Annotated in this window: 12 protein-coding genes and 1 pseudogene; 2 read left to right on the forward strand and 11 right to left on the reverse strand. The window is 67.0% G+C overall.

Going from position 1 to position 12513, the window contains the following annotated elements:
• Positions 1-55: 55 nt before the first annotated feature.
• The 6 genes from FB459_RS16400 to FB459_RS16425 all read right to left on the reverse strand — a co-directional run bounded on the left by FB459_RS16400 (position 56) and on the right by FB459_RS16425 (position 7152).
• Positions 56-1846 carry a serine/threonine-protein kinase gene (locus FB459_RS16400; RefSeq protein ID WP_141929249.1) on the reverse strand — a complete coding sequence of 597 codons (1791 nt, stop codon included), beginning with the start codon at positions 1844-1846 and terminating at the stop codon, positions 56-58.
• Between the two features lie 93 nt (positions 1847-1939).
• A complete protein-coding gene (locus FB459_RS16405) occupies positions 1940-2374 on the reverse strand; it encodes a CBS domain-containing protein (protein WP_129624588.1) in 435 nt (144 codons plus the stop codon).
• A 54-nt stretch (positions 2375-2428) separates the two neighbouring features.
• Positions 2429-3436, reverse strand: a complete 1008-nt coding sequence (locus FB459_RS16410; protein ID WP_129624589.1) for a LacI family DNA-binding transcriptional regulator — start codon at positions 3434-3436, stop codon at positions 2429-2431.
• Positions 3420-5267, reverse strand: coding sequence for a glycoside hydrolase family 13 protein (locus FB459_RS16415; protein ID WP_129624590.1), 1848 nt, complete (start codon positions 5265-5267; stop codon positions 3420-3422). The genes FB459_RS16410 and FB459_RS16415 overlap by 17 nt, the downstream gene beginning before the upstream one ends.
• Positions 5267-6199, reverse strand: a complete 933-nt coding sequence (locus FB459_RS16420; protein ID WP_129624591.1) for a sugar ABC transporter permease — start codon at positions 6197-6199, stop codon at positions 5267-5269. The genes FB459_RS16415 and FB459_RS16420 overlap by 1 nt, the downstream gene beginning before the upstream one ends.
• On the reverse strand, positions 6199-7152 hold the full coding sequence (locus tag FB459_RS16425) for an ABC transporter permease subunit (protein ID WP_342771359.1): 954 nt from the start codon (positions 7150-7152) through the stop codon (positions 6199-6201). The genes FB459_RS16420 and FB459_RS16425 overlap by 1 nt, the downstream gene beginning before the upstream one ends.
• 28 nt (positions 7153-7180) lie before the next feature.
• Between FB459_RS16425 and FB459_RS16430 the strand changes: the two are divergent.
• Both FB459_RS16430 and FB459_RS16435 read left to right on the forward strand, forming a co-directional pair.
• A pseudogene (locus FB459_RS16430) lies at positions 7181-7741 on the forward strand (ABC transporter ATP-binding protein); the annotation flags it as partial.
• A gap of 90 nt (positions 7742-7831) precedes the next feature.
• Positions 7832-9070, forward strand: a complete 1239-nt coding sequence (locus FB459_RS16435; protein WP_141929252.1) for a DUF4032 domain-containing protein — start codon at positions 7832-7834, stop codon at positions 9068-9070.
• A gap of 170 nt (positions 9071-9240) precedes the next feature.
• Here the strand turns inward: FB459_RS16435 and FB459_RS17610 are convergent, their stop codons facing one another.
• The 5 genes from FB459_RS17610 to rlmB form a co-directional block, all read right to left on the reverse strand.
• Positions 9241-9792, reverse strand: coding sequence for an NINE protein (locus tag FB459_RS17610; RefSeq protein WP_211345218.1), 552 nt, complete (start codon positions 9790-9792; stop codon positions 9241-9243).
• A gap of 26 nt (positions 9793-9818) precedes the next feature.
• Positions 9819-10346: a CD225/dispanin family protein gene (locus FB459_RS16445; RefSeq protein WP_141929253.1), complete on the reverse strand. Its 528-nt coding sequence runs from the start codon at positions 10344-10346 to the stop codon at positions 9819-9821.
• A gap of 61 nt (positions 10347-10407) precedes the next feature.
• Positions 10408-10779: a DUF2752 domain-containing protein gene (locus FB459_RS16450; protein WP_170221980.1), complete on the reverse strand. Its 372-nt coding sequence runs from the start codon at positions 10777-10779 to the stop codon at positions 10408-10410.
• Between the two features lie 152 nt (positions 10780-10931).
• Complete coding sequence (locus FB459_RS17970; RefSeq protein ID WP_246092501.1) at positions 10932-11372, reverse strand: CD225/dispanin family protein; 441 nt, start codon at positions 11370-11372, stop codon at positions 10932-10934.
• Between the two features lie 181 nt (positions 11373-11553).
• Positions 11554-12510, reverse strand: a complete 957-nt coding sequence (gene rlmB, locus FB459_RS16460) for a 23S rRNA (guanosine(2251)-2'-O)-methyltransferase RlmB (protein WP_141929255.1) — start codon at positions 12508-12510, stop codon at positions 11554-11556.
• Positions 12511-12513 lie beyond the last annotated feature (3 nt).

The raw sequence follows: 12513 nt of genomic DNA on the forward strand, positions 1-12513 counted from the left end.
CGGGGTGGGTGTCCCCGCCAACCCCTTGTGAGTCGATGGTCCAGGCGGGTTTCCGTCAGGGCCAGTTCGGCGGAATGGAGGGGATGATGCCCGATCCCGGCACCTGGGTGACGTCGTTGTAGGGCCACCAGTGCATGGGCACGTCCAGGTTTGCGGAAGCGAACAACGCACACCCCATGAGAAGGGCGACCGACGCGATCACGACTGCGAGAGTGACTTCCTTGGTGCGGGCGACGGTGCGCACCAGACTGCGCGAGCCGCGGCGGGTGGCCGTACCACCGACGCCCCACCACGCCGAACAGATCGCCACCAATGTGCCGGCTGCGATGGCCGGTGGACGCCCGTACGCCGAGGTCGTGAGGCCCACCAGGTCACTGACGAACGCGACGGCGACCGTAGTCACCGCGCCCAGGAACACCGGGATGATCGCGACCAGCAGGGTGGAGAACGCCGAGACGAGCGCGTGCCAGGGCGACAGCGCCATGGCGACGGCGGTGTCGCTGCGGCGAGGTCCGGCAGCGTACCGACGCAGCACCATCGAGGTGATCGACTTGTCGTTCCAGCGGGCGGCGAACACCCACGCCAAGATCGCGAACCACGCGACGATCGGCAGCACCATCGACAGTCCCACCGTCGCGAGCATCAGCGCCAGGAGTGTCCAGGTACGGGCCGGCTGGCCGATCCGCGGGTCGCGCGCAGGAGCGGATTGCTGCTCGGTCGGCACTGCGCCCCACGCCACCGGCGGCGCGTCGAGGCGTTGCTGCGGCTGGATCCACTCGGTGCGGGGGTGCTGGGTGCGAACCGGAGCTTCCTTGTGATGCAACGGTTTTGCCGCCGACTGTTGACCACGAGGTGACGTTGCCGGGCGCCGCGAATGACGTTGGACGATCTCACCGGTCATCCCACCTCGGGCGAAGACGTCGAGTTCGCGCAGGATCTCCCCTGCCGACGGACGCTGGTACGGGTCGGGCGACAGCGCGGCTTCCAGCAGCGGCCGGATGCGCGGGTCCACGTTCGTCAGATCGGCCTGGCCGCGGGCGACCCGGTCGAGAATGACCGGCATCGGACCCTTGCCGAACGGTGCCCTGCCGGACGCGGCGTAGGCCAGCGTTGCCGCCCAACCCCACCAGTCGGTGGCCGGGCCGACGGCGGCGCCGTCGATGATCTCCGGCGACAGGTAACCGGGCGTTCCCATGACCAGCCCGGTCTGCGTCAGTCGCGAGTCGTCGCCGATGTGGGCGATGCCGAAATCGATGAGGACCGGTTCGTCACCGACCATCAACACGTTGCCGGGCTTCAGATCGCGGTGCACGACGCCCGCGGAGTGAATCGCATCCAGAGCCTCGGCGAGACCCCGACCCAGTCGGGCCAACTGCTCGGCACCGAGCGGACCGCGTCCGTCCACGACCTCATCGAGCGGTGGGCCCGGAACGTACTGGGTGACCAGATAGGGCTGGTCCCCGTCGGCGTCCGCATCGATGACTCCCGCGACACCGGGTGCCCGCACGCGCGACAGGGAGCTGACCTCGCGCCGCAGTCGCTCGCGGGCCTTCTCGTCATAGGCGACGTGGGCTCGCAGCACCTTGATCGCGACCTCGTCGCCGTTCGGGGCGAGGGCCCGGAACACGACGCCCATGCCGCCCTCCCCCAGGCGTCCGAGCAGTCGGTACGGTCCGATCCGGCGCCCCCCTGGCGCCCCTTCCGCAACAACGGGATCGCGCAGTCCCGCGTCCGACGCCGGGGTGAACTCGGTGGTCTCGTCACCGTCGACCTGAGCGGGTCTGCGCGGCCGGCCACCGGGCAAGCGGTGGCCGCTCGTCGTGGACTCGGGTCGTGCAGGCGTCATGGCTCCACCGTAGGTCGTGCGTCTCATGGGGGTGGACAGGCACGCCCCACGGGGGCAACGGACACCGGGCGACAGGAGTTTCCCCGGGCCGGGTCAGGAACTGATGTAACCCTCGAGTGCGTCCCGCTCGGCCTGCAACTCACCCAGGCGCGCCTTGACGACGTCACCGATGCTGACGATCGAGGTCAGGCGCCCCTCTTCGACGACCGGAAGATGACGGATACGTCGATCGGTCATCTTCACCGCGACCTCGTTCAGTTCGTCGCCCTGACCGCAGGTGTGCACGTCGGCAGTCATGACCTCACTGACCGGGAGTTCCATCAGCCCGTCGGCGCGGTCGGCGAGACGGCGCACGACGTCGCGTTCACTGACGATGCCGGCGATCCTCTCGGAGTCGGCCTCGTCGACCACCACCACCGCTCCGATGCCCTTGTCGCGCAACAGCGCTACGAGATCGGCCACCGAGGCCGAGCCGGGAATGGTGACGACGTCAGTTCCTTTGCCTCGCAGCACATCCGAAATACGCATGAGCCGAATGTAACCCTCGTCACACCGGTTTCGGCCTCAGCGGACGCGGACGTCTCAGGCCGTGGTCGCGACCGGTCGCGCAGGAGCCGTCGACCCGCGAGCGACGAGCTCGGGATCGAAGAGCATCTCGCCACGCGGGTGCCGATGACCGGCGATCTCCTCAGAGAGCGCGTGCACGATCGCACCGCTCAGGCCGCTGATGTCCTGTCGGATCGTGGTCAGTGGCGGGGAGGTGTGCTGGGTGAGCAGGGACCCGTCGTAACCCACCACCGAAACATCGGCTGGCACCGAAAACCCCTGCAGCTCAGCCGCTTTGATCGCTCCGAGCGCCATCATGTCGGATCCGCAGATGATCGCGGTGACACCGCGTTCGAGCAGACGCCGCCCGGCGAGCTCGCCGCCTTCCACCGAGAACCAGGTCTGTTCGATCGCCAGACCGCCGTCGTTCCCCGCCTGTCGCTGGAACTCCTCCACCTTGCGCAGACTCGGCAGGTAGCGCGACTGGCCGGTCGCCAGACCGATCCGGGTGTGCCCGAGCTGGCGCAGGTGATGCAGCGCCATCCGAACCGAGCTCGCTTCGTTGGTCGACAGCGACGGCGCGTCGATCTCGTCCCGGTGCCCGTTGACCATCACCATCGGCAGACCGCGCTCGCACAGTCGCGCGTAGTGCGAGATGTCCGCCGTCGTGTCGGCGTGGCGACCGCTGACGAACACCACCCCGGCAACACCGCGCTCCTGCAGCATTTGGACGTACTCCTCCTCCTGGGCACCGCCGGGCGCCTGCGTACACAGGACGCTGGTGTAGCCGTGGGCGGAGAAGCGCCCCTGGAGGGTCTGCGCGATCATCGCGAACACCGGGTTGGTGAGTTCGGGGACGATGATCCCGACCATGCCGACGGCGTGCCGCCGCAGGTTGCTCGGCCGTTCGTAGCCAAGAACGTCGATCGAGGTGAGCACGACATCCCGGGTCGAGTCGGACACATTGCCCTTGTCGTTGAGAACGCGACTGACGGTCGCCTCACTCACGCCTGCATGTGCGGCGATGTCAGAGAGCTTCGCCATGACGGCCCCCGTCCTTCCAGAGCCACAGCGCGAAGCCCGGGCCGTTCGTCTCCACCCGGATCCCCGATCCGTCGGCACTGATCCCGCGCCCGGCGAGCAGTCGCCCGCCACCGATACCGGGAAGGTCTTTTTCGTCCAGCTCGAGGCTCGTACCGGCGTCACGGGCGACGTGCACCAGCACCGACTCCCCCGCGACCTCACGCAGGAACGTGATCGTGTCGTCCTCGACGCGCACCCACCGCAGACCGCCGTCGCGCAGAGCCGCCGAGTCCCTCCGGGCGGCGACCAGCTGCTGGGCATCGTCGAAAATCTGTGAATCCCAATCGGATTCGTTCCACGGCATCGGACGGCGGCCGTCTTCGGCGAAGGCGCCCTCCATGCCGATCTCGTCGCCGTACGTGATCATCGGGATGCCCGGCATCGCCATCACCAGCGTCAGCGCCACACCGACCTGGCGCGTGTCGGCGCCGACCAGAGTCCGCACCCTGGTGGTGTCGTGCGACCCGACCAGGTTGAAGTTCGCCCGCCGGGTCGACCAGGGCACCATCGCGTTGAACTCGGTCATGGTGTCGACGACGTCGGGACCTCCGAGCCGCGGCACCATCAACGGGTTCCCGAGGAACGACGGAGCAAAGTCCTTGTCGCGCAACCAGGTCCATACCGGACGGGTGAACCCGGAGTAGTTCATGACTCCGTGCCAACCCTCGCCGGACGCGTCCAGGTAGTGATCGTGGGCGTGCTCGCCGACGAGATACGCATCGGGCTTGGCATCGACGACGGTCGCGCGCATGTGGGCAGCAACCTCGTGGTTGACGTCGTGGTCACGCAACCGTCCGGTCATGTTCGCGACGTCGACCCGCCAACCGTCCAGCCCCGAGTCCCCTGCGAGCCAGCGGCGAACCGGTGCCTCAGGACGGTCGAAGAGTTCCTCGCGCAGCGTCGGCGACGCGTGGTTGAGCTTGGGAAGGCTCGATACGCCGAGCCACTTCTCGTAGTCACCCTGCTCGTCGAAGAAGTAGTGATCTCGTTGGGGGGCAGCCGGATCCGCGGACGCCGCGATGAACCAGTCATGCGTGACGCCGGTGTGGTTCGTGGTGATGTCACCCAGCACGCGCAATCCGCGAGCATGCGCGGCACGCACCAGCGACGCGAAGGCCTCGTCGCCGCCGAGCACCGGGTCGACGGCATCGAACGTCGCGGCGTCGTACCGGTGGTTGGAACGCGCGGGGAAGACCGGGGTCAGGTAGAGCGTGGTGACACCGAGCCGCTCGAGGTGATCGAGGTGCAGCTCGACGCCGGCGAGGTCGCCGCCGTACCACTGGGCACCGATATGTCCCCGCCGTGTGTCGACCGGGTCGCTCCAGTCGGCCGGCTCGGCCCACTCGGGCGCGGGGCGATCGCCCGCCTTCGCAAAGCGGTCGGGGAACACCTGGTAGACGACACCGTGCCGAGCCCAATCCGGGGCCAGGCCGAAGGTGGTCAGGCGGAAGTCGAAGACGTCCGGGACGTCACGCCGGGACAGGCCGGCGGCGTTCAGCCAGAGGTAACCGTCCGTCGGACCGCTCATGATGAAGCGGTATGAGGTCACCGGGTTGTGACAGACGACGTCCGCGCTCCACCAGGTGTCGGTCGCGGTGCGGGAGGTGATTCGGGCGGCCGAGAACTCGGGTTCGCCGTCGGTCACTTGGCGCACGTGCATCTGGTCGATGTCGTGGCCGTGGGGCACGCGGACCCGCACGGTCACCCGCTCACCGGGAGCGGGCGCCGCGCGGTCGACGTACAGCGCAGAACCGTCGTGGTGCGGCCGGGCCAGGAGGTCCGGCGTCGGCATTACTTCACCGAGCCTTGCGTGAGGCCGCCGACCAGCTGACGCTGGAACACCAGGTAGAGCACCATGATCGGGATCGAGCTCAGCACCGATCCGGCCGCGAACTGGCCGAACAGGGCGTTGCGCTCGTTGCCCTTCGTCATGCCCCACAGTCCGACGCCGAGCGTCTGGGCGTCCTTCTCGGTCAGGAAGATCGACGCGAGCATGAACTCACCGAACAAGCCGACGAACGACAGCATGAAGACGGTCACCAGGATCGGTGTCACCAGGCGCAGCGTCATCGTGAAGAAGATGCGCGCGTGCGATGCGCCGTCGACCATCGCGGCCTCGTCCAACTCCTTCGGCACGGTGTCGAAGTAGCCCTTGAGCAGCCAGACATTCGAGCCCATCGCGCCACCCATGTAGACCAGGATCAGACCGAGCGTCGTGTTCAGGCCGAATGCAGGCAGCACCTCACCGATCTTGCTGAAGGTGATGTACAGACCCACGAAGGCCAGCAGCGCCGGGAACATCTGCAGCAGCAACAGGGCCATCAGACCGACCCTGCGCCCCTTGAAGCGCAGCCGCGAGAACGCGTACGCGGATGCGGCGCCGATGAACACCGACAGCACGCCGCCGACAAGCGCGATGAACAGAGAGTTCTTGTACCAGGTGAGGAACGGGCGCGCGTCGTCGCTGAACAGCGTCCGGACGTTGTCGAACGAGAAGCCGGTCGGGAACAGGCTGGTCGTCGACAGCGATCCGGCCGGGTTCAACGCCGCCGAGACCACGAACAGGATCGGGAACATCGCGAAGGCGAGCGCCAGCAGTGCGAGCGCGTGCCGCCACCACACACCACCGGAGCCGCGGCGCGGCTTGGTGGGGGTGTTGGTCGGGTCGTCGTCACCGGTGGCGGCTGCGACGACCATGGGGTCGGGAGCAGGAGTAGCGCTCATCAGTTGACCTCTTCCAGGGCCTTGGTCTTCATGAAGCCGGGGAAGCTCAGCAGACCGACGATGATGAAGATGATCACGGCGACCGCGGACGCCAGACCGAAGTTGGGGTTCGCCCCGTCGATCGCGAGGCGGTAGGACATCGTGATCAACAGGTCGGTCGAACCGGCCGTCGAGTTGCCGTCGGTGAACGGGCCACCGGCGGTCAGTAGATAGATCAGTCCGAAGTTATTGAAGTTGAACGCAAAGGACGCGATCAGCAGCGGTCCGACGGCGACCAGCAGCAGCGGCATGATCACCGAGCGCAGGGTGCGGATCGGGCTGGCTCCGTCGATCTTCGCGGCTTCGAGCACGTCACCCGGAATCGACTGCAGCGCACCGGTACACACGACGAACATGTACGGGAAACCCAGCCACAGGTTGGTCAGCAGGATCGCTGCACGCGCGGCCCATGGGTCACCGAACCAGTCGACGTTGAGGCCGGTGAGGTCGTTGATCAGACCGAACTCCTGGTTGAACATCGAGGCCCAGACCAGCGCCGAGACAAACACCGGGATGGCGTAAGGGAGGATCAGCAGCGAGCGGTAGATGCCGCGTCCCTTGATCCGGGAGTCGTTGAGCAGCAGCGCGAGCAGCATGCCCAGGACGAAGGTGGTCAGTACCGACAGCAGCGGGAAGGCGATGTTCCAGGCGAAGACGCTGAGGAACTTGCCACGCAGCGCCTCGTTGGCGAACAGCGACTTGAAGTTGTCGAAGCCGACGTTCTCCTTCCAACCCACGGCCAGCGGCGAACCCTGGCCGCTCTGCGGCACCCAACGTGCGTCCTTGGCGACGTAAACCGTGCCGGTCTTGGAGTCCTTCAAGGTGTCGGACTTCTTGTCCCAGACCAACGTCGGTCGGCCCTCGAACGCCTGACTGATGCCGTTGGCCTTGATGCCGCCGGTCTCGGTGGGCACCGCGAACTGCTGCAGGTCCTTGCGCTTGTTGGCCTCACTGCAGCGCCGCCTCGGCGTCACCACCGTCTACGTCACCCACGACCAGGTCGAGGCCATGACGATGGGCGACCGCGTCGCAGTGCTCAAGGACGGTCTGTTGCAGCAGGTCGACACCCCGCGCCGCATGTACGACCACCCGAACAACGTGTTCGTCGCCGGCTTCATCGGCTCCCCCTCGATGAACCTCATCGACATGGACATCACCGACGCAGGTGTGAAGTTCGGCAACGCGGTCCACCCGGTGGCCCGCGACACCGTCGGTGGCGCCAACGGCAACAAGATCACCGTCGGCGTGCGCCCCGAGGACCTCGTCCTGTCCGGCAGCGGAGAGGGACTGGCGGTCGAGGTGGATGTCGTCGAAGAACTCGGCGCGGACGCCTACATCTACGGCCACTTGGCCGGCAGCAAGCCAACCGCTGCGGACAAGCCGCTCGTCGCCCGTGTCGACGGCCGCAACGTGCCCATGAAGGGTGAGACCGTGCACTTCGTGCCCAAGCCCGAACACGTGCACCTGTTCGACATCGAGAACGGTCAGCGCCTCGGCGACTGATCCGATCGAACAACGACGCAGCCCCGGTGAGCACACGCCCGCCGGGGCTCGGTCGTTGATGGATCACTGTGTCAGTGCCACGATGAGCCGGTGGCACTCGACATCAGGGCTGGACGGCCGTGGCCGGCGTTGCTCGACCTGCCGTGGTCGACCCCGCTCGAGGAGTGGCCGGAGAACATTCTGGCCGCCCTCCCCCGCGGCATCTCCCGACACGTCGTCCGCTTCGTGCGGATCGAGGGCCGGATCATCGCGATCAAGGAGATCAAGGAAGACATCGCCCGGCGCGAGTACGAGATGCTGCGCGCGCTGCGCCGTCTCGACCAGCCGTGCGTCGAGGCCGTCGGCGTGGTGGCCGGTCGCACCGACGACAAGGGCAACCCGCTGGACGCCTGTCTGCTGACCCGGCATTTGCAGTTCTCGCTGCCCTACCGAGCGATGCTGAGCCAGTCACTGCGGCCCGACACCGCCGACCGCCTGATCGACGCCCTCGCGGTGCTGCTGGTGCGGCTGCACCTGGTCGGTTTCTGGTGGGGCGACGTGTCGTTGTCGAACACGCTCTTCAAGCGCAACGCCGGGGAGTTCGCGGCCTACCTGGTGGACGCCGAGACCGGCGAGCTGCGCGAGAAACTGTCGAAGGGACAACGCGACCACGACCTCGACATCGCCCGGGTCAACATCGCCGGCGAGCTGATGGATCTGCAGGCCGGTGGCTTCGTGCCGATGGAGGTCGACCCGCTTTCGGTGTCGGATCTGATTCTGTCGCGGTACGACGACCTCTGGGCCGCGCTCACCGAGGACGAGAGCTTCGAGATGGGCCAGCGATGGAAGGTCGAGGAGCACATCCGCCACCTCAACGACCTCGGCTTCGACATCGGCGAACTCGACATCACCACCGACTTCGACGGCACGCATGTGTCGATCCAGCCGAAGATCGTCGACGCCGGCCACCACGCGCGCCGTCTGCTGCGACTGACCGGCCTGGCCGTCGAGGACAACCAGGCCCGCCGACTGCTCAACGACCTGGACGCGTTCACCGCCAGCCAGGACCGTCAGAACGACGACGAGCAACTGGTCGCCCACGACTGGCTCAGCCGCATCTACGAACCCATCACCCGCACCGTTCCGCCGGCGATGCGCAAGAAGCTCGAACCGGCCGAGATCTTCCACGAGATCCTCGAGCACCGCTGGTACATGGCAGAACGCGCCCAGCAGGACATCTCGATCGAAAACGCCGCGCGCGACTACGTCGACCACGTCCTGCCGAACAAGCCGGACGAGGCGTCCGTCGTCGGCGTGGACACCCAGGAACTCCCCGTCCGGGCGGAGTGACGTGCGCCGCCGGGAGTTGGTTGCCCCAGCGGGAGCACGAACTCCCGTATCGGCAACCAACACGTCGCAGCTGCGACACCCGCACTGCCGGAGGTGGCACCCACCCGACCAGAGCGCAAGGCTCACGCCGGCGGGACGGCGCAGGCACGCCGAAGGAGCCGGCAAAAAAATCAGCTGAGCTGGCGACCGTCGGCGTCGGGAAGCTTGCGCATCGCGATCAGGATGATGTCGATCAGTGCCCAGATGCCACAACCACCGAGGGTGATCAGCTTCAGCACGCCGAGCCCGGTATAGCCCAGGTAGAAGCGGTCGACGCCCAGGCTGCCGATGACGATCGACAGGATCAGCGCCATGATCCACTCCTTGTCGGAGAAGACCCCCGGCACCTGCTTGGCCTGGAAGGCGTGACCCCCACTCGCTGCACGCACCAGCGTTTCCGGCTTGAGCTGGCCACTCGCGGCCATCGCCTGCAACTGCCCGTAGCTCATCGGACCCTGCTCGCTGCCCATGAGGTTGACGAAGAAGCTGTCACCCTGCGGACCACCGGAATGCGCGGCCGGAGCCGAGCCGTACTGCTGCTCGAACTGCTGGCGGTCCTGCTGGCCGTACTGCTGGCCGTACTGCTGCCCACCGAACTGGCCGGGCTGCTGCCCGTAACCCTGCTGGTCGTACTGCTTGCCCGCGTTCGGGTCGTTGTTCGCGTAAGGATCCTGATGCGACATGAGTGCCAACTTTCGGTGAAGGACGATCAGCTGCTGGAGGAGGACGACCCGACGCCGATGGCGACGACGAGCACGACGTACAGCGCGACGAGAACCAATGAAACGGCGGCGGACGCGATCGCGAAGTTCTTCGCCTTGCGGGCCGACTCGTGTGCGCCGGCTGCGTCACCCATGGACCACTTCGAGTTCACCTGGGTGGAGAACACGATCGATGCGATGCCGAGCGGAAGGCAACACAGCACGGTCGACAGGATCGCCCAGACCAGATAGTTGTCCGGCGGCGGTCCGACCGGGGACTGATAACCGTACGGACTGCCGTACTGGTTCGGGTACTGCGGCTGACCGTACTGCTGGCCGTACTGCTGGCCGTATTGCTGCCCGTACTGCTGGTCGTACCCGTGCTGCGGCTGGCCGTACTGGCCGTATTGCGGCTGCTGGCCCTCCTGCTGGCCATACTGCTGCTGGTCGAAGCCCTGCTGCCCGTACGCATCGGACGACTGTGCGCCGTCCCGGCCGGCGGTGTTGTTCGGGTCGTACGGGTCGTAACTGCTCATTGCTGGAGGTCCCCCCGGAAGTGCTGGTGTTGACAACTGATTCTAGATGGGGCCGCCGCGCTCAGGCCGGCGACAACCAGGTCCAGCCCGGGACGTTCCGGGCCACCCAGAAGACCACGGTGACCACCGTCAGCGCGGTGGTCACCCAGGGCCGTGTGATCGAGAGTTTGGGTCTGCCCTGCCACTGGCGGCGTGTCCACAGGGCGAACATCACCACGAGACCGACCAAGGCGATCACCACGAGCGGGTTGAAACCGAATGCGCCCGACACATCGCCGTCGACCACCGAGGCGGACGCCCGCATCGCTCCGCATCCTGGGCAGTACAGGCCGGTCAGCCACAGGAAGGGACAGGTCGGATAGTTGCCGGGCTCACGCGGATCGACCGCGTGCAACAGCACGCCGACGCCGACGGCCGCGAACCCGAACGTCACAGGCGCGATCATCCTGCGTAGCCGGCCGTGCATCGGCCGCCACCCGGGGATGGGATCGGTGTGCTGCAGGAACCAACCTTGCCGCGGAGCCGGCGAGCAGACAGCGGAAGGCGCCCGCACCGCTGCGGGTCCGGGCGCCTTCACGTCCGTCATCAAGCGTTGCTGTCTTTCAGGATGGTGAACATCAAGATTGCGTAGATGATGCCGAAGACGATTCCGGCGATCGCGCTCCAGATGGAGAACTTCTTGGCCTTCTCCGAGGCCTCGCGGGCGCCCGCGTGGTCGCCCTGCGCCCACAACGAGTTCACCTTCGTGGCCTGGATGATCGCCACGATGCCGAGCGGAAGACAGCACAGGACCGTCGTGATGATCGCCATCGCGAGGTTGTTCGGCGGCGGGGTGCCGACGGCTCCGCCGTCACCGGGCATCGGGTTGTAGCCCGGTGCACCGGCACCGTACTGGCCACCCTGCTGGCCGTACTGGCCGTCGTTCTGCTGACCGTACTGGCCGCTGTGCTGGCCGTAAGTGTCGTCGCTACCCTTGTTGTTCGGGTCGTACGGCTGGTTCGGATCGTTCGGACCGTAGTTGGTCATGTCTTCCCTCCCTGCAACGCAGCACGTTGCTTTTTCGGCCGGTGTTCCGGCGTTTCGCACCACCCTATGGGGCGGAGCACGCCGACCGGCGAAGCCGAAGCGGCTCGTTTTCGTCCGTGGAAGGCGACGTCACGAAATCGCGTCCGGTTCCATCCGGTCCACCATCCGGACAGCGAATCGGTCAGCGTGCGGCTCGAGAAGTGGCGATCTGGTAGAGCGTCACCGACGCGGCTATACCGGCGTTGAGCGACTCGACGGACGAACTCATCGGCACCGACACGATCTGGTCGCAGTTCTCGCTCACCAGTCGCGACAGCCCCTTGCCCTCGGACCCGACGACGACCACCAGCGGCTCGGTCGACAGTTCGAGCTGCGGCAGTTCGACGTCGCCGTCCATGTCGAGACCGATGACGAAGAACCCGGCCTTGCGGAACTCCTCCAAAGCGCGGTTCAGGTTGCCCGCCATAGCGACCGGAACGCGTGCCGCCGCACCCGCGGACGTCTTCCACGCCGCCGCCGTCATACCCACCGACCGGCGTTCGGGAACGATGACACCATGGCCGCCGAACGCGGCCACCGAGCGGATGATCGCGCCGAGGTTGCGCGGGTCGGTGATGCCGTCGAGTGCGACGACCAGCGGGATACCCGGCGCCTCCGGGTCGATCAGGTCGCTCGGGTGCGCGTACTCGTACGGCGGGATCTGCAGCGCCAGGCCCTGATGCACCGCATCGTCGGTCAGTCGATCGAGCTCGCCGCGCGGGGTCTCCAGGATCGGGATCGCCCGGTCGGCGGCGAGTTTCAGCGCCTCGCGGACGCGGTCGTCGGAGTCGATCCGGCCGGCGACGTACATCGTGGTGACCGGGATGTGCGCGCGTAGCGCCTCCAGCACCGAGTTGCGTCCGGCGATGACCTCGGACGACGCCTTACCGCGACGGTTGCCACCACGCGATCCGGGACGGGAGGTACCTCCGGTCTTCTGGGCCGCCTTGTACGCCTTGTGATTCGGACGCTCGGCCGCCTTCGGGGTCGGGCCCTTGCCCTCGAGGCCGCGACGGCGCTGGCCGCCACTGCCGACCTGCATGCCCTTCTTCGAGCTGCCCTTGCGGATTGCTCCGCGGCGCTGGGAGTTGCCTGCCATCGA

Source organism: Yimella lutea, assembly GCF_006715095.1.
In the GTDB taxonomy this organism is placed as follows: Bacteria; Actinomycetota; Actinomycetes; order Actinomycetales; family Dermatophilaceae; genus Yimella; species Yimella lutea.